The organism is Marinobacterium alkalitolerans (genome assembly GCF_017776525.1).
GTDB classification, from domain to species: Bacteria; Pseudomonadota; Gammaproteobacteria; order Pseudomonadales; family Balneatricaceae; genus Marinobacterium; species Marinobacterium alkalitolerans.
This window is the reverse complement of the sequence record NZ_JACVEW010000009.1, coordinates 44,987-61,801: the sequence shown is the minus strand read 5'-3', so window position 1 is coordinate 61,801 and position 16,815 is coordinate 44,987. Positions and strand designations below refer to the sequence as shown.

15 protein-coding genes are annotated in these 16,815 nt (G+C 53.6%); 14 read left to right on the top strand and 1 reads right to left on the bottom strand.

Going from position 1 to position 16,815, the window contains the following annotated elements; translation table 11 throughout:
- From H9C73_RS07390 to flgL, 8 genes are all read left to right on the top strand, one after another.
- The gene (locus tag H9C73_RS07390) at nucleotides 1-2,112 is read left to right on the top strand and encodes a flagellar hook-basal body complex protein (RefSeq protein WP_209287175.1); all 2,112 of its coding nucleotides are present in this window, start codon (nucleotides 1-3) and stop codon (nucleotides 2,110-2,112) included.
- Nucleotides 2,113-2,230: 118 nt separating this feature from the next.
- On the top strand, nucleotides 2,231-2,974 hold the full coding sequence (flgF, locus tag H9C73_RS07385) for a flagellar basal-body rod protein FlgF (protein WP_209287174.1): 744 nt from the start codon (nucleotides 2,231-2,233) through the stop codon (nucleotides 2,972-2,974).
- A 22-nt stretch (nucleotides 2,975-2,996) separates the two neighbouring features.
- Complete coding sequence (gene flgG / locus H9C73_RS07380; protein ID WP_209287173.1) at nucleotides 2,997-3,782, top strand: flagellar basal-body rod protein FlgG; 786 nt, start codon at nucleotides 2,997-2,999, stop codon at nucleotides 3,780-3,782.
- A 54-nt stretch (nucleotides 3,783-3,836) separates the two neighbouring features.
- A complete protein-coding gene (flgH, locus tag H9C73_RS07375) occupies nucleotides 3,837-4,484 on the top strand; it encodes a flagellar basal body L-ring protein FlgH (protein WP_236014142.1) in 648 nt (215 codons plus the stop codon).
- Nucleotides 4,485-4,494: 10 nt separating this feature from the next.
- Complete coding sequence (locus H9C73_RS07370; RefSeq protein ID WP_209287171.1) at nucleotides 4,495-5,589, top strand: flagellar basal body P-ring protein FlgI; 1,095 nt, start codon at nucleotides 4,495-4,497, stop codon at nucleotides 5,587-5,589.
- A complete protein-coding gene (gene flgJ, locus H9C73_RS07365) occupies nucleotides 5,589-6,638 on the top strand; it encodes a flagellar assembly peptidoglycan hydrolase FlgJ (RefSeq protein ID WP_209287170.1) in 1,050 nt (349 codons plus the stop codon). Before H9C73_RS07370 ends, flgJ begins: the two co-directional genes overlap by 1 nt.
- 65 nt (nucleotides 6,639-6,703) lie before the next feature.
- Nucleotides 6,704-8,722 carry a flagellar hook-associated protein FlgK gene (gene flgK / locus H9C73_RS07360; protein ID WP_209287169.1) on the top strand — a complete coding sequence of 673 codons (2,019 nt, stop codon included), beginning with the start codon at nucleotides 6,704-6,706 and terminating at the stop codon, nucleotides 8,720-8,722.
- 2 nt (nucleotides 8,723-8,724) lie between these two features.
- Nucleotides 8,725-10,320 (top strand): flagellar hook-associated protein FlgL, encoded by a 1,596-nt coding sequence (gene flgL, locus H9C73_RS07355; RefSeq protein ID WP_209287168.1) that lies wholly within the window; start codon nucleotides 8,725-8,727, stop codon nucleotides 10,318-10,320.
- A gap of 14 nt (nucleotides 10,321-10,334) precedes the next feature.
- Here flgL and fliT read toward each other — a convergent pair whose 3' ends face one another.
- Complete coding sequence (gene fliT / locus H9C73_RS07350; RefSeq protein ID WP_209287167.1) at nucleotides 10,335-10,655, bottom strand: flagellar protein FliT; 321 nt, start codon at nucleotides 10,653-10,655, stop codon at nucleotides 10,335-10,337.
- 200 nt (nucleotides 10,656-10,855) lie between these two features.
- Here fliT and H9C73_RS16345 point away from each other — a divergent pair, with 200 nt between their 5' ends.
- From H9C73_RS16345 to H9C73_RS07320, 6 genes are all read left to right on the top strand, one after another.
- A complete protein-coding gene (locus tag H9C73_RS16345; protein ID WP_209287166.1) occupies nucleotides 10,856-12,847 on the top strand; it encodes a flagellin N-terminal helical domain-containing protein in 1,992 nt (663 codons plus the stop codon).
- Nucleotides 12,848-12,935: 88 nt separating this feature from the next.
- The gene (locus H9C73_RS07340) at nucleotides 12,936-13,328 is read left to right on the top strand and encodes a flagellar protein FlaG (RefSeq protein WP_209287165.1); all 393 of its coding nucleotides are present in this window, start codon (nucleotides 12,936-12,938) and stop codon (nucleotides 13,326-13,328) included.
- Nucleotides 13,329-13,379: 51 nt separating this feature from the next.
- Nucleotides 13,380-15,419 (top strand): flagellar filament capping protein FliD, encoded by a 2,040-nt coding sequence (gene fliD, locus H9C73_RS07335; RefSeq protein WP_209287164.1) that lies wholly within the window; start codon nucleotides 13,380-13,382, stop codon nucleotides 15,417-15,419.
- Between the two features lie 38 nt (nucleotides 15,420-15,457).
- Nucleotides 15,458-15,868, top strand: coding sequence for a flagellar export chaperone FliS (gene fliS / locus H9C73_RS07330; protein ID WP_209287163.1), 411 nt, complete (start codon nucleotides 15,458-15,460; stop codon nucleotides 15,866-15,868).
- A gap of 105 nt (nucleotides 15,869-15,973) precedes the next feature.
- Entirely contained in the window at nucleotides 15,974-16,399 is a 426-nt protein-coding gene (locus H9C73_RS07325; RefSeq protein WP_209287162.1) for a nucleotidyltransferase substrate binding protein, read from the top strand.
- Complete coding sequence (locus H9C73_RS07320) at nucleotides 16,392-16,706, top strand: nucleotidyltransferase domain-containing protein (protein ID WP_209287161.1); 315 nt, start codon at nucleotides 16,392-16,394, stop codon at nucleotides 16,704-16,706. The genes H9C73_RS07325 and H9C73_RS07320 overlap by 8 nt, the downstream gene beginning before the upstream one ends.
- Nucleotides 16,707-16,815: the final 109 nt, after the last annotated feature.

Here is a 16,815-nt window from a genome sequence, read left to right as displayed (position 1 = left end):
ATGGCAGGTTTCAATACAGCCGTAACAGGCCTTAAGGCATCCACGAGCCTGCTGGATGTGGCGGGTAACAACATCGCCAACTCCAGTACGGTTGGCTTCAAGTCGTCGCGTACCGAGTTCGCTGATATCTATGCAACTGCGGTTGTGGGTGCGGGCTCGTCCAACACTCCGGGCTCCGGTGTCACCGTCAGTGATATCGCTCAGGACTTCAGTGGCGGTACCATCGAATTTACCAACAGCAACCTGGATTTGGCGATCAACGGTTCCGGCTTCTTCCAGCTGGATGACGGTCAGGGCAACGTCACCTATACACGTGCAGGTGCCTTTGAGCTGGATAAGGATGGCAACATCGTCAGCAAGAACGGCAAGTATCTGCAGGGGTATGGTCTGGATGCTCAAGGCAACCAGCTGCCGGTGCAGAATCTGTCCGTAACAGAGAAGGAAAGCCCGCCCAAGGCGACCGAACAAGTTGATTTGGCATTCAATATCAACTCCAATAATGATGCGACTCAGTTAGAGGGGGTTTTTGATAAAAATGAGCCTAACTCATACAGCTGGTCAACCACTGTGGGAACCTTTGATAGCTTGGGTAACGAAAACAGTATTCGCTTTTACTTTGCAGAGCAGCGACCCGTAAAAGAAGTTTATCGCTATGATATCAGCACAAGTGATTTTGACACTGCTGGTGGCTCTGATCCAATTAAAGTTTCGGGTCTAGCGCTTTCGACCACCGTCCCTTCTCCTGATGGTGAACTCGGTCTCACTGAGATATTAGATGGAGGAGTGGGTACAGGGGTTTACATTTTATCCGATGAGGAAAAAGCTAAGCTGGCGGATGTTGATCCGAGAATAGATGTAGACAGTTTTCGAGTGGTGGACAATGCGACGGCGTCAGGTGGTACCGGCTGGGATTTGTCTTTTGAGTTCAAGTCTGAGTTCACCGAGTACGGGGATATGGCGGTTGAACTGGGTACTCAGGAGCTTTCTTCTGAGCCTGTAGATGTCAGAGATGCTAACGAAATACAGTCTGCTACCTTTCAGGCAAGTGCGTTTGATGCAACAACAGGTGAGCTTTTGAATGCACAAAATATTGTGATTGGAGGGGTGTCAATTCCTTTGACAACGGCGATGACTCGTAATGACGTCGGTGCCGCTATCTCTGCTGCAGAGCAGGATATTCTGGATGCAAATCCGGATGTTGAGTCCATTTCCTATGTTCCCTTGAACTCAGATGGGGTTCCAGAGCTGCAAGTGCGTTGGAAAGCCGATGCGGGTAACGTGAATCCACTGCCGATTACAATATCGGATGTGACCCTTTCCGCAGGCCCGCCTGCCGCGCCTGAGTCTGTATTGAGTAACACCGATGCTAGTAATGGTGATGTGACTCTAAGTATTGACGAGGAGGGGGATAACAGCTTCCTTGGCGCTTATCGAATGTATGCTTTTTTGAACGATACTGCGCAGCTTGATATTGGCAAGTTGCAAGATCCCGGGGCCGGTACCCAAACAGAGGTGGGGCCGGTGATGGTAACCTTTGATCCGACCAACGGTGTTTTGGAAACAGTCAATGGAGGGTCGGTACCAACGAGTGGAGTAGCGCCTAAACTGACAATTTTTGGTGCGGACCCAGCCAACCCGCAGGATAACCTGTTGGATAACGATACGGACTCCTTGCGCGGGATACAGTTGGATATAACGGGCTCCAGCCAGTTCGCGTCCGAGTCTATCGTGAAGGGTCAGCAGCAGGATGGTTACACCAAGGGTGATTTGATCGGTGTAAGTTTTGCTGAAACCGGTGAGATGGTGGCCAGTTACAGTAATGGTCAGCGTGCCAACCTGGGTCTGGTTGCCATTGCAACCTTTGAAAACCAGGATGGGCTGCAGCCCAGCGGTAATACCGAGTGGATATCTACGCTCTCCTCCGGTAACGCGATTCTGAACCCGCCGGGAACCGGCCTTAACGGTACTCTGCGCTCAGCGGCGCTGGAACAGTCCAACGTGGATCTGTCGGCAGAGCTGGTGAAGCTGATCGAAGGTCAGCGTAACTTCCAGGCGAACTCCAAGACACTGGAAACCCTGAACACCGTGACTCAGGCAATCCTGCAGATCTAACAGCTGCTCAAACAGTAGACGAAAACCGGGCCCTGGCCCGGTTTTTTCGTTTGTGGCACGTTTTTTGCTTCGTTACAGGAAACGCCATTAAAGCGGCAACTCTTTACCGGAGCAGCTAATGGACAAGGTTCTTTACGTTGCCATGACCGGAGCCCGCGAGAACATGCGGGCCCAGCAGGCACATGCAAACAATTTGGCCAACGCGACCACGACCGCCTTCAAGAGCGATCTCGAGCAGGCGCGCTCCATGCGTGTACTGGGCGATGGATATGAGTCACGTGTCTACTCCATGAGCGAGCGGCCGGGTACCAACCTGGAAAGCGGCACGCTGATGCAGACAGGGCGCGATCTGGATATCGCCGTTGATGGTGAAGGCTGGATTGCCGTAACCGGGCCGGATGGTAACGAAGTCTATACCCGTAACGGTTCGCTGCAGATCAATGCCGCCAACCAGCTGGTGACAGGCAGCGGTTTGCCGGTGATGGGCAACGGCGGTATTCCGATTGTAATTCCGCCGGCCGAGAAGATCGACATTGCGACCGATGGCACGATTACCATTCGACCGCTGGGTGAAAATGCGGTGGAAATTGCGCTGGTCGACCAGATCAAGCTGGTGCGGCCTGAAGAGGGCGCCCTGTTCAAAGGTCAGGATGGTTTCATGCACACGGACAACGATGTGCCGCTGCCGCCTGCACTGGATGTTCAGGTGCGCGCAGGCTATCTGGAAGCCAGTAACGTGAACGCCATTGACGACCTGACCTCCATGATCAGTTTGTCACGGCAGTTCGAGATGCAGGTCAAGATGATGAAAACCGCCGAAGAAAATTCATCCAAGGCTGCTGAAATTCTGAGAATGAGCTGATAGGCATTAAGGAGTTTGAACCATGCATGGTGCATTGCACGTCGCGAAAACAGGCCTGAGTGCGCAGGATACTCAGCTCAAGGTTATTTCCAACAACCTGGCCAACGTGAGTACGGTCGGGTTCAAGAAAGACCGACTGGAATTTGAAGACCTGCTGTATCAGGTGCGTCGCCAGCCGGGCGCGGCCACGGGAGAAGACTCTCAGCTGCCATCAGGCCTTCAATTGGGCAGCGGGGTACGGACGGTCGGCACGCAGAAGCTGTTTTTTACCGGTGACATGCAGATCACCGACCAGCCGTTTGATCTGGCGATCAACGGCCGGGGCTTCTTGCAGATTCAGATGCCCAATGGCGAGATCGGTTACACCCGTAACGGTGAGTTGCACCTGGACGGCGAAAATCGCCTGGTGACTGCAGAAGGATACCCGGTTGAGCCGGCCATCACGCTGCCCGGTGAAGTCACCAACTTCTCCGTCGGGGGCGATGGAACCGTGAGCGTGACCGTTGCCGGTGACCCCAACCCGGTCGAGCTCGGGCAGCTGGAACTGGCGGACTTCGTGAACCCTCAGGGGCTGCAGGCGATCGGTCAGAATCTGTTCACCGAGACCGCGGCCAGTGGAGCGCCTCTGGTGGGGGTTCCGGGTGAAGAAGGGCGTGGCATTCTGAAACAGGGTATGCTGGAAGGCTCCAATGTGAATGCGGTTGAAGAGCTGGTGGATATGATTACCACTCAGCGGGCCTATGAGATGAACTCAAAAGTGATCTCAACAGCGGATGAAATGCTGGGTTATGTCAGCCAGCAGCTCTAATTGAATGAATGTGGAAAGATGATCATGCGAGCCTTGGCGAAAGTCGGATTACTGATGAGCATACTGGGACTGGTTGGGTGCGTGAACAAGGCCCCCAAGCCGGATAATCCCTACTATGCCCCCATACAGCCGGCGCAGATGCAGCAGCCCAAGCCGGTTGATGGTGCCATCTATCAGGCAGGGGCTGGCATGGATCTGTACGGTGATGGCCGGGCCAGCCGGATCGGGGATATCATTACCGTGGTCCTGACCGAGCGTACTCAGTCGTCGAAAAGCTCCTCAGTGGAAACCGACAAGAGCACCAGTGTGGCCATTCAGGCACCGACGGTACTGGGGCAGGAGCTTAGCGTGCTGGGCAATCCGCTCAGCGCCTCCATGGGCAGTAACAGTGACTTCGCCGGTGAAGGCAGCGCCGATATGAGCAACAGCCTGGACGGCAACATCACCGTGACGGTTCACCAGATTCTGCCCAATGGCACCATGCTGGTTCGTGGGGAGAAATGGCTGACGCTGAATCAGGGGGATGAGTACATCCGCGTCAGCGGTCTGGTACGCCCACAGGATATCGGTCCGGACAATACGGTTGAGTCCACCCGCCTCGCGGATGCGCGCATTACCTACAGTGGTACGGGGGCGACTCACGATTCCAACGTGATGGGTTGGCTGGCCCGCTTCTTTATCAGCCCACTCTGGCCTTTCTGAGGGTTTGACGATGCGTAAGGTATGGCAGTTCTTTCTGGTTTTCGTGGCACTGTTGCCGGCCTGGGCTCAGGCCGAGCGGCTGAAGGACATCACCAGTGTGGCCGGGGTGCGTACCAACCAGCTGGTAGGTTATGGCCTGGTGGTCGGGCTTGACGGTACCGGTGACAAGACCAGCTTCACTTCCCAGACCTTCCGCAACATGCTGAACAACTTTGGCGTGGCGATTCCGGCTGACGTGGATCCGCAGTCCAAGAACATTGCCGCCGTGGCCATTCATGCCGAGTTGCCGCCCTTTGCCAAGCCGGGGCAGTCGATTGATGTGACCGTCTCCACGATCGGTGACGCCAAGAGCCTCCGAGGTGGCAGTCTGTTGATGGCACCGCTGAAAGGGGCCGACGGCAATGTGTATGCAATTGCGCAGGGAAACCTGGTGGTGTCAGGGTTCGGGGCGGAAGGGAATGACGGTTCACGCCTTTCTCTGAACGTCCCCAGTGTCGGGCGAATCCCCAATGGCGCATCGGTTGAGCGTACAGTGCCCAATGCCTTTGCACGTGGTGACAGCCTGATGTTTAACCTTAACCATCCTGATTTTACGACCGCACGCCGGGTAGCTGAGCAGATTAACAGCCTGCTGGGGCCTGATATGGCGCAGGCACTGGATGCCGCTTCTATTCGCGTGCGTGCACCGAGAGATCCCTCGCAGCGGGTTTCCTTCCTGTCCGTGCTGGAAAACCTTGAAGTCGATCCCGGTGAAGAAACCGCCAAGGTGATCATCAATTCGCGTACCGGCACCATCATCATCGGTCAGAACGTACGCGTTTCTCCGGTCGCGATTACACATGGTGGCCTGACGGTGGCCATTACCGAAAACCTGGATGTGGATCAGCCCAACGTGTTGGGCGGTGGTCAGACCGTGGTGACGCCGCGTTCAGAAATCGAGATTGATGAGGGCTCCGGTCGCATGTTCGAGTTTGCCCCGGGCGCCACACTGAGCGATATCGTTGAGGCAGTGAACCAGGTGGGTGCGGCCCCCGGGGATCTGATGGCGATACTGGAAGCCTTGAAACAGGCGGGTGCGCTGAAAGCAGAACTGGTGGTGATCTGATGGCGATTAAAAGTGGTTTCGACCCCTCCTCGTCCTCCCTGTTCACGGACCTGAACCAGCTCAGCAAACTGAAGGGGCAGGCCAAAACGGATGAGCAGGCAGCGCTGAAAGGCGTGGCGCAGGAGTTTGAGCAGCTGTTCATGAACATGATGCTCAAAAGCATGCGCCAGGCCAACGATGTGCTGGCGGCCGACAGCCCGTTCAACTCCAGCGATGTGAAGTTCTATCAGGAGATGTTCGACCAGCAGCTCACGCTGGACCTGTCCAGAAAAGACAGCATTGGGCTGGCCGATATCATCGTCAAGCAGCTCAGCCAGCCTGCGAGCGGTGACAAGGATGGAGATGAGCGTCAGTCACTGACCGAGCAGATGCTCAACCGCGCCCTCAGCAGCGGTCCAATCAGCCAGCCAGCGGGTGTGGGCTATACTGCACCGGTGGAGGCTGATCACCAGGCTCCCGCGCAAGCGACCCAGCAGGTGGATGACCCTGAGCAGGCTCAGGCTGTTGCTGGCACCGAAACCTCGGATCGAAACGCTACGGCAGATCTGCCCAATCGCTTTGAGAGCCCGGCTGAGTTTATCAACTCACTGATGCCGCTGGCGGAAAAGGCCGCCAGATCCTTGGGCGTCAATCCATCGGTGTTGCTGGCGCAGGCTGCGCTCGAGACCGGGTGGGGCAAGTTTGTGACGCGAGATACGGCGACCGGCAAAAGCAGCTTCAACCTGTTCAATATCAAGGCCGACAGCCGTTGGCAGGGGGATGCGGTTCAGGTGCAGACGTTGGAGTATCGCGGTGGGGTGCCCGAGAAAGAGCAGGCGCGCTTCCGCGCGTATGAAGGCTATGAAGCCAGCTTTAATGATTACGTGGATTTTCTGCAAACGAACCCGCGCTACCAGCAGGCACTGGAGCAGGGCAGTGACCCGAGTCGGTTTGTTCGTGAGCTGCACAATGCCGGTTATGCGACCGACCCGGAATATGCCGCCAAAATTGAGCGCATTTTCAACGGTGATCTGCTGGCCGCCTTTGGCTCGGGGCCTCAAGAAGGCTGAGGTTTGGCCGATAACAAGGGCATGACTGTATTGGCATAGAACCATGCTATGCCCGGAGACATTTTATGAGTTCCAGTATTCTTAATATCGGTGTTCAGGCACTGAATGCGAACCAGACAGCCTTGTCCAATGTGGGCCAGAACATCGCCAACGTGAACACTGACGGTTATACCCGTCAGACGGTGCAGTTCGGTACCCAGGACCCTCCGGTTCTTGGGGTGGAAGTTCAAGATATTAAACGTGTTACAGACCAGTTTCTGGTGCGTCAGGTCTGGTCGGATACGTCTGTCATGAGCAGCAACGAAGCCTTCTCCGAAAAAATTGCGCTGCTTGACAAAATGATGGTGTCCGAGTCCACCAGCCTGTCGGCGTCCATGGACAGCTATTTTGAGTCGCTGCAGCAGGTAGTGGATGACCCCCTGTTCATCGCCAACCGCGAGCTTTTCCTGGCCGAGGCCAAATCACTCACCAACTCCTTCACGGATTTTGACGCCAAGCTCCGTGAGCAGAGTGACTTGATCAACACAGAACTGCGCAGCATGACCAATTCGGTCAACTCTATCACCCAGAATATCGCGGATTTGAATGTGCAGATCGGCACGCTGGATGCGTCTGGTCAGAATTCCAATGTGCTGAAGGATAAGCGCGACCTGCTGGTCAAGGAGTTGTCTGGATATATCAATGTCGATGTCATCGAGCAGAATGGCGGATCTTCCTACAACGTGATGATGGGGCAGGGCCAGCCGCTGATTATCGGCAGTTCCGCCGCACGTTTGGAACTACGCAACAGCGAGTCAGATCCGTCCCAGCTGGATATCTTTATGACCAATGGTGCTACCACGGCGAATGTAACCGACCAGCTGGGTCAGGGCGCCATTGGCGGATTGCGGCGCTACAAGGACGAGGTGTTGAACCCGACCATCAGCGAAGTTGGCCGCCTGGCGATCGTTTTCTCCGAAAGCATGAATGAGCAGCACCGGAAAGGCATGGACCTGAACGGCGATATGGGTGAAAACCTGTTTACGCCTATCGAATACGGGCAGGTGACAGCCAATAGTGGCAACAAAAACCCCACCCTGAGCTCCACCGTTAATTTCTATGATGTTACTGACCTGACCGCCAGTGATTATGAGGTGAAGTTCACCGGTGTGAATGACTTCGTTGTTACCCGGCTGAGTGATGGTCAACGCTTTGATATGTCCGATTTTACAGACATCGCAACCTTGCCCTCAGATCAACAAACACTGCAGCAGGATCGCGTATTCGAGCGGGATGGCAACAAGTTGAAAATCAGCCTGGATGGTATGACCGTGCATCTGGAGGCTTCCAGCAGCGGTTACAGTACCGGTGACAGTTTTCTGGTTCAGCCGACACGTACCGGCGCCCAGTTGATGGATACCGAAATTACCAATCCCAAGCTGTTGGCGCTGGCATCGCCCTTGCGGGCCGAAGCGGCCAGTACCAATAGCGGCAATGCTGAAATCGCTGCCCTTGAGGTGACAAACGCCAAGGATACTTCGGCCCTGCGTTCAGGAAATGTGACGCTGCCGCTGGAGATCGTGTTCAACGCGCCAGCCGCGGGCAGCGATGTGCCGACCTTTACGGTATATGACATGAGTGATCCGGATAACCCGGTCGTATTTGATGACATGGAACAGATTGAATACGCAGAAGGGGAGCCGATTGAACTGGAAGACTACGGCATTACACTGGAAAACCAGCCCAATCCGGGCGATCGATTCACCATAGAGCGCAACGTTGATGGTTACTCTGACAACTCGAACGCTTTGGCCATGTCCAACTTTCAGGATGAGCCATTGGTGAACGGGTTCAGTTACCAGGACACCTATGGCCAGATGTTGGCCAAGGTGGGAACGCAGGCCAGCACATCCGAGATTGCTTACACCTCCAGCAAGGCGGTACTGCAGTCCAGTGAAAGTGCGTTGCAGAGTGTGGCGGGTGTGAACCTGGATGAAGAAGCCGCCAACCTGGTCAAGTTTCAGCAGGCCTATTCCGCGTCTGCTCAGCTGATTTCGGCCTATCAGTCTATTTTTGACAGCCTGATCAGTGCTGTGAGGAGATAAGTATGCGTATCTCAACCGGTCAGATCTTTTTTAATGCCAGCAACAGCATGATGGAGAACCAGTCATCATTGCTGGATATCCAGGACAAGCTGTCCAGCGGCAAGCAGTTTACCCGCCTGGCGGAAGATCCGGTGGGCGCCAGTCAGGTCGTGAGCCTGAAGCGTGAGCTGGCGCAGCTGGAGATGTTCCAGACCAACATAGACGCTTCTCGTCGTCGTTTGGAGCTGGAAGAAACCACACTGGATGACCTGAATACCGCCCAGGATCGCATGCGTGAGCTGGTACTGTATGCGGCTAATGGTACGCTCAGCGATGCAGACCGCACAACGATTTCATACGAGCTGGAAGAGCTGGTTGAATACTCGGCCGGCTTGATGAATACACAGGATGCAAAAGGCGAGTATCTGTTTTCGGGCTCACAGGGCAACGTTCAGACATATGTTGAGCAGGGCGGCCGATATCAGTATCAGGGTGACGGCACCAGCCGGGATATTCAGGTGTCGAGTGCCCTGTATGTTCAGTCTACTGACAACGGCAAGTATCTGTTTGAATCGGTGACCGATGAACCGGGCCTGAAGGCAACCGGCAGCCTGAAAGCGGCGTTGACAGAAGAGTCCGTGCGTATCACCGATGTGGATGCATTTGAAGGTTTCATGCGTGAGACCGGGGATATTCTGGTCGAGGTTGATCAGTATGTGGACAGTGGGTCAGGGTCAACGGTCAGCACCTTCACCCTTAGAGACAGCGCCGGCAATGTAGTGCGGGACGCTAATGATACCCCACAGCAGGGTATTCCTTTTACCACCGGAAACGTGCCGGAAATCAAACTGCCCGGGGCGTTTGTTAACCTTGAGCTAACTGAACCAGCCAGCCCGGCTCCTTCCGCAGTCAGTACCTATGGGGCTGGCAGTGACATGCTGGATACCACAAACGTATCCTCTCAAGCAGACTTTCTGCAACTGATGCGTGAAACCACGGGTGATGTCTCGATCAGTGCGTCGTATGACGAAACCGCGGATGAATATGCCTATGAAGTGACCGACCAGGCTGGCAATGTTCTGGCGTCTGCCACCGGTATCGCTTCGGGCGCACCGACCCAGACCGTGAACCTGGCAGGCCCTCCGGCCGTCAGCTTCGATGTGGATCTTTCATCGGTAACGGATACGTCCACTGCTGCTTTTGCAGTTGATACGCCGGCAACGTCTGAAACCAGGTTGCAGTTTGATCAGCCCCCCACCAATATCCTGAATGCTGTAATGGAAACGGTGGAACTGATGCGCGAACCGGTCGACGGTAAAGCGCTGGCCAAGGCCGAGCTGAGTGAACGGTTTGCCTTGACACTTGATCAGCTGAATCAGTCTCAGGGACGGTTGTCGGAAGCGACTTCCACGCTGGGTGCGCGTGTGAATAAGCTGGATAAGGCTGAACTCAGTAATACGGACTTCAAACTGATGACAGAAGGGACACTGTCGGCGGTGCAGGATCTGGACTATGCGGCAGCCTCAACCGAGCTGGCCAAACGCAGCCTGGCACTTGAAGCCACCTTCTCCAGCTTCAGCAAAATAAAGGACCTGAGCCTGTTCAACTATATTCGCTGATTCAGGGCTCCATTCTAGCGAAAGCGGTCGTAGGCCTTGCGTGCCTTATCGGCCGCTTTCAGTTTTTGGAATGCCTCGCCTGCTTCTTCTTTCTGTTGAGTCAGAATCTGGGTAGCACGCTGCTCAAGAGCCTGTGCTTCAGTCAGCAGGCTGCGACAGCCGACCAGGACGTCGCGGGGGTAAGGCTGCTGGCTTTCCTTATCCAGGGCGGCGACCAGCTGCTCACGCTGGGCTTGTATAGGGGCAATGGCATCCCAGTCTTCCTGCTCACAGCGTTCCACCAGTGTTTTCGTTGCCTGCAAAAGTTCCAGCGCGAGTGCAGTAATGGTGTCCATGGAAAATCCTCATATTTATCTAATGCCGAGTCTGACGTGGCCGATACAAGTATTCAAGCGCAGCAGGTGACAGAAAAAAGTTTTAAAGCTTCTGTCCCTGGGGCCGATACACAAAGTACACGGCGGTAAACGCCCCAGGCTTTGCACTAATTGCATACAGTCGACCAAGTGAAACGGTCGCTATCTGAGGAGATACACTCATGGCAATGGTAATCAACTCCAACATCATGTCGCTGAACGCACAGAACCAGCTGACTAAAACCAACAATGACCTGAACACCGCAATGGAGCGTTTGACCAGCGGTAAGCGCATCAACTCCGCTGCTGACGATGCCGCCGGTCTGGCAATCTCCAACCGCATGACCTCTCAGGTACGTGGTCTGGACCAGGCCGTTCGTAACGCCAACGACGGTATCTCCCTGATCCAGACGGCTGAGGGTGCGCTGGAAGAGTCCACCAACATTCTGCAGCGTATGCGCGAACTGTCCATCCAGTCTGCGAACGGTACCTACTCTGAAGGTAACCGCTCTACACTGAACGCAGAGGTTAAACAGCTGAAAGAAGAGCTGAACCGTATTTCTGAAACCACTTCTTTCAACGGTCAGAAAATTCTGGATGGCTCTCTGGGTAAAGTCGACCTGCAGGTAGGTTCTGAGGCTAATGAAACCATTACCTTTGAAGTGCAGGCGATGGATGCCAAGACTCTTGGCCTGGGATCAACCAGCTCTGATGTTATGGGTGCGGCCAGTACTCTCGTTGCAGATACTACCACATTGACTGCTAACTCTATTGATATTAATGGGCAGTCTATTTTGGCGACAGGCGAAAGCTGGACTGGGGGTACTGACAACTTCGGTGAGTTGATCGATAAAATCAATACCAATGTGCGTGGAGTTACCGCTGGGACTTATGCGGAGACTACTGCTTCAAGTGTCGGCACAGGTGTGCTGGTAGAGGGTACGGATACACTTACGATCAGCCTTGATAAACTGGATGGTACAACTGCCGCGATTAGTGTGACTGGTACCGAAAACATGGACGAACTCGTCGCTAAACTGAATGAAGAAGGTGGTGGTCTGATTTCTGCCTCAGTTGGTGACGATGGAAAGCTTACTATCAGTGCAGAAAATGTGGCAGGCATTGATATGACTACCAATGGTTCGGACGTTGCCGGGGCCACTGGTACCTTGACAGATGCTGCTGCGTCAATCACCTTGAACTCCGATGATGGCGAGCCGGTACTTGTAGAGAGAGGGTCTGTCGGTGATACGGCGACCTTGGCAGCTTTTGGTTTTCGAGAAAATAATACTTCCGGTGTGATTGAGGGTGCTGCCGGTGATGGTTCGACACTGGCCGCAGGTGATGTGACCATTAACGGAGTGAAGGTTGGTGCGGGTGAGTCCGGTGACCTTCAAGATACAGTCGCTGCCATTAACAAGGTAAGCGGTGAGACTGGCGTTACTGCCAATGCGTTTACGTCTGTTGAAATTGATACTGGTGCTGCGACAGGTGCTTGGGCCGCCGGTGACTTTACAATGAATGGCGTGACAATCACCTCTGGTGCAGATTTGGATGCGCTTGTTACGGCCATCAATGCCGAAACTACAAGTACTGGCATTTCCGCTGCTCAGGATGGGGAATACCTGCGTCTTGAGGGTGATGTTTCTTCGATCACCTTTGGTGATGCCTCCGGTGCTTCTGATAACGGGGCTGCTCTGACTACCATATTGGGTGGTGGTGTTACAGTTGCAGATGCCTCCGGTGGGGTGAAACTGACTTCAGACAGTGGAAGCCCTATTAGTGTTGATGTGAACTCTAATGGCGCTAATGCTACTGGCCTGTTAGACGCTAATACAACTGCTGATGGCAAGTTCGGGGCTGCAGTAAATAGTATTGATATCTCTACTGTGAATGGTGCGCAGAAAGCGATCGGCATCATCGATAATGCCCTTGATACCATCAACTCAACTCGAGGTGACTTGGGTGCGGTGAATAACCGTCTGGACTTTACCATCAACAACCTGTCCAGCATCTCTGAAAACGTATCGGCTGCACGTTCTCGAATCGAGGATGCTGATTTCGCCGCTGAATCTGCAGCGCTGTCACGCTCACAGGTACTGCAGCAGGCCGGTACTTCCATGCTGGCACAGGCCAACGCAGCACCGCAGCAGGTACTGTCACTGCTGCAGTAAGATGGTAAAGAAGGCTAGAATACAGATACTGGTCTTCTTTAATCCGGGCCGCCCCTTCGGGCGGCCCTTTTGAACGAGAGGTAAGGGTATGAGTATCGAAACCTCTGGCGTATCCAACCCGCAAACCGTAGCTGCCAATACGGCATCTTCCCGACAACAGTCTGGGCCTTCATCTACGGGCATGGAGCCAGTCTCGACTGTCAATAACAGCACCAGTGCTTTACAGCAGACCAATACCGCTGAACAGACTGAGCTGTCGATGGACAAGCTGCAGGATGCTGTCGAGAAGATGAATGAACTGATGCAGAGTGGGCGTCGTTCACTGAACTTTTCGGTTGATGATTCCACCGAGAAGGTGGTGATCAAGGTCATGGACCTGGAAACCGATGAAGTTGTGCGACAGATCCCCACGGAAGAAACGCTGAAGTTCGCCGAGTATCTCGAAGGCATGGTGGGCATCATCTTTGATGAAACCGTCTGACGCCTTCATCCCATTCTGATAAGCTGACACCAGCATTATCGGGGAGGTTATATGACCAATATCATTTCGTCATTGGGTGGTGGTTCAGGGATTGATACCCAGAGCCTGGTGTCCCAGCTGACCGAAATCGAACGTGCACCCAGAGAGCAGCGTCTTGATCAGCGTCAAACAGAGCTGGAGTCGCAGATCTCTGCTTACGGAACACTGAAGAGTGCTCTGTCCGAGTTCCAGGGGGTGTTGTCACCGCTTGGAAATGCAGACACCTTCAATGCCCGTTCGGTCGCCTTCCCGGACACTGATGTCATTACCCCAAATTCCCTTGACGCAGGTGCTCAAACGGGCAGCTATCAGATTGAGGTTGAAAGCGTTGCCAGTGCCCAGACGCTGGTAATGGGATCGAACTCAGATCCCAAGGCCGCTTTGGGTAACAGTGGCGAGCTGACCATTCAGTTTGGTGAGTGGGCCTATGATGTGAGTGACAACCCGACCGGCTTTACCGTTAATGGTGACAAGGCAGCACTCAATATCACCGTTGACGCCAGTGACTCCCTGGAAACAATCGCCGACAAAATCAACGACAGCGATTCGGGCATTCAGGCCAGCGTAATGAACGTGGACGGTAACTATCAGCTGATGCTGAGCTCTCCGTCGGGTGCTGACAATGCCATGCAGATTACCGCCTCTGATCCTTCGCTTTCCGATTTTGGTTTCAATATGGGAAACCTTTCCGCCCTTGAAACCCAGCAGGCGAGCGATGCGGTCATGAAGGTAAATGGTCTGACGATTAACCGTCAAACCAATACCATTGATGATGTAATTGACGGCTTTAATTTCACGCTGAACAAGGCCTCTGTGGGCGAGAAGATAAACTTTTCGGTTGATGTGGACAAAGGCGTTGCAGAGCAGGCGGTACGAGATTTTGTCGAAGCCTATAACAGCTTCCTGACCACAGCCAAAAATCTGACCGGTTACAGCAAGGATGAAAACAATAACACCGTTCGCGGCGATCTGGCGACGGATGGTACGGCAAAAGCCCTTGTCAGCCGAGTACGTGAAATGATTGGTAATGAAGTGGATGGTATCGAGTCCGGATTTACGGCATTGACCAATTTGGGTATTCGTACCGAACGTGATGGTTCGCTCTCCATAAGCGAAGAGGAGTTCAGCGCGGCGTTTAGTAATAACTTTGACTTGGTGGGTGAACTGTTTGCCCAGAATACCTCCTCAGAGAACAGTTTCGTTGAAGTTGGTACTGGAACGCGTGTCGGCAATACGGTACCCGGCAGCTATGATGTTGAGATTACGCAGGACCCAAGCAAGGGTGTACTGAGTGGAGCGGATATAGGTACTCTGTTTGATACCCCGCCTTTTGATGCAAGTACTGGTGACTACAGTTTTGATATTTCAGTGAATGGTGTTAAATCCAACACCATTACCCTGAGCGGAAGCTATGCCAACGCAGAAGAGCTGCGCACTGAGATGCAGTCGCTGATTAATGGCGATGAAAACCTGAAGGGTGCCAATGCAAAGGTCGATGTGGGCTTTGATGCGGCGACCGGACAGTTCTCATTTACCTCCCGCGAATATGGTGCCAACTCTAAAGTGTCGCTCAGTAACCAGGGGGCAGACATGGCTACTCTCGGGCTGGATACTGGCAGCGTAACGTCAACAGCTGGGCGAGATGTGGCCGGCACTATCAACGGTGAGCCCGGGTTCGGCGCCGGTGAAGTGTTGTTGCCAGAACTGGGCTCGGACGCCTATGGCTTGAACCTGAGTGTTCGTCCGGGTGCCGCTGCAGAAGGCACTTTCAGTATTGGTTTCTCTCGCGGGCTGGGTGGTGAGCTTAACAACCTGATTGAACGCTTTCTGTCCAAGGATGGCAGTATTGCCAACCGAGAAGAGAATATGGGTAACCAGCTCGACCGTATCGACGACGATCGTGAAGAGCTGGATCGTCGCATGGAGCAATTTGAAGCGCGTATCAGTGCTCAGTTCCTGGCGATGGAAAAAATTGTAACAAGCCTCCAGAGTACAGGCGATTCTTTGGATGGTCTTCTGGACCGACTGCCCTTTACGGCCCAGAGTAAGTAACGCGTCAACTTGACACCTATGTATGGGATGCAAACTGAATGATCAATAAAGCCCTCAACCAGTATAAAAGCGTCGATCTGAACACGGCGGTTGAAGCTGCAAGCCCACACCAGCTGATTAGCATGCTGTTCCGAGGGACTCTTGAGGCGCTGGCCAAGGCAGCCGGTGCCATTGAGCGTAAGGATATCCAGCTGCGTACTCAGCAGATCAACAAGGCCACCGAAATAATCGTTAACCTCAAGGGCAGCCTGAACTTTGAGCAGGGTGGTGAAGTGGCCGAGAACCTGGATAGTCTTTACGACTACATGCTGCGTACTCTGATGCAGGCTAACCGCGAAAATGATGCGACCAAGGTGAAGGAAGTGAGTGAACTGATTGTCACCATTTCCGAAGGCTGGTCACAAATTCCGTCTGAAGAGCACCAGACGACGGCTTATTCGGAAAGCTGAGCACATGAAAAGCCTTGGGCTTGTAACATCTTAAACACATAAAACCGGGCCTATGCCCGGTTTTGTGTATACGCTCCAAGTGTAACAATCCAGAAAGGTGTGACTTTGAACAACTCGGACGATGTGCGTTGGAAGCAGCGTTTTCAAAACTTTTCACGTGCCTTTAGTCTGTTGCGCGAGGCAATGGAGTTGGACCCGGCGGGGCTGAGCCAACTGGAAAAAGAGGGCATTATTCAGCGCTTTGAGTACACCTTTGAACTGGCCTGGAAAGTTTTGAAAGACAGAATGCAGGCTGATGGCCTGATGCTGGATCAGATTTCGCCAAAGGCGGTAGTGCGACAAGCATACAGCAACGGCTATATCGACGATTCAGACGCTTGGCTGGATATGATTGGTGATCGTAACTTGATGAGCCATACCTATGACTTCGCCAAGTTTGAAGCGGTCATCGATACCATTCGTAACCGATATCTCCCGGTGTTGGAAAACCGATATTTCGGCTGGATGGAGGATATGCTTGACGATGCATGAGCCCACGGGAGGTCTTACGGCTGATCAGATGCAGGTTCTACATGATTGTTTTCTAGGCTGTTCTGACATTACACAGGCAGTGCTCTATGGGTCACGTGCCAAGGGGAATTGGCATGACCGCAGTGATGTGGACCTTGCCGTCAAGGGCGAGCAGCTTGACCGGTTCAAGATTGCACGCTTGATGCTCGAAATTGATGACAGCGATTTTCCTTATCCGGTCGATATTCTGCATTACGACACCTTGAACAACCCCAGACTGAAGGAGCATATAGACCGTGTGGGTGTGGTTATTTTCAGCCGCAACTGAGAGCCAGGACAATTCCAGGAGTGTAACCCTCTCTTACTGATGTCAATCTATTGACATATCCTCAGCTTCCAGTACCTTTGACAGAATCCTGACAAACAGGGATTCAACC

What these genes read in the sequence shown, in the direction of transcription:
- H9C73_RS07390 (WP_209287175.1), top strand. Translation starts at nt 1, where the DNA reads ATGGCAGGTTTCAATACAGCCGTAACAGGCCTTAAGGCATCCACGAGC.
- flgF (WP_209287174.1), top strand. Translation starts at nt 2,231, where the DNA reads ATGGACAAGGTTCTTTACGTTGCCATGACCGGAGCCCGCGAGAACATG.
- flgG (WP_209287173.1), top strand. Translation starts at nt 2,997, where the DNA reads ATGCATGGTGCATTGCACGTCGCGAAAACAGGCCTGAGTGCGCAGGAT.
- flgH (WP_236014142.1), top strand. Translation starts at nt 3,837, where the DNA reads ATGAGCATACTGGGACTGGTTGGGTGCGTGAACAAGGCCCCCAAGCCG.
- H9C73_RS07370 (WP_209287171.1), top strand. Translation starts at nt 4,495, where the DNA reads ATGCGTAAGGTATGGCAGTTCTTTCTGGTTTTCGTGGCACTGTTGCCG.
- flgJ (WP_209287170.1), top strand. Translation starts at nt 5,589, where the DNA reads ATGGCGATTAAAAGTGGTTTCGACCCCTCCTCGTCCTCCCTGTTCACG.
- flgK (WP_209287169.1), top strand. Translation starts at nt 6,704, where the DNA reads ATGAGTTCCAGTATTCTTAATATCGGTGTTCAGGCACTGAATGCGAAC.
- flgL (WP_209287168.1), top strand. Translation starts at nt 8,725, where the DNA reads ATGCGTATCTCAACCGGTCAGATCTTTTTTAATGCCAGCAACAGCATG.
- fliT (WP_209287167.1), bottom strand. Translation starts at nt 10,655, where the DNA reads ATGGACACCATTACTGCACTCGCGCTGGAACTTTTGCAGGCAACGAAA.
- H9C73_RS16345 (WP_209287166.1), top strand. Translation starts at nt 10,856, where the DNA reads ATGGCAATGGTAATCAACTCCAACATCATGTCGCTGAACGCACAGAAC.
- H9C73_RS07340 (WP_209287165.1), top strand. Translation starts at nt 12,936, where the DNA reads ATGAGTATCGAAACCTCTGGCGTATCCAACCCGCAAACCGTAGCTGCC.
- fliD (WP_209287164.1), top strand. Translation starts at nt 13,380, where the DNA reads ATGACCAATATCATTTCGTCATTGGGTGGTGGTTCAGGGATTGATACC.
- fliS (WP_209287163.1), top strand. Translation starts at nt 15,458, where the DNA reads ATGATCAATAAAGCCCTCAACCAGTATAAAAGCGTCGATCTGAACACG.
- H9C73_RS07320 (WP_209287161.1), top strand. Translation starts at nt 16,392, where the DNA reads ATGCATGAGCCCACGGGAGGTCTTACGGCTGATCAGATGCAGGTTCTA.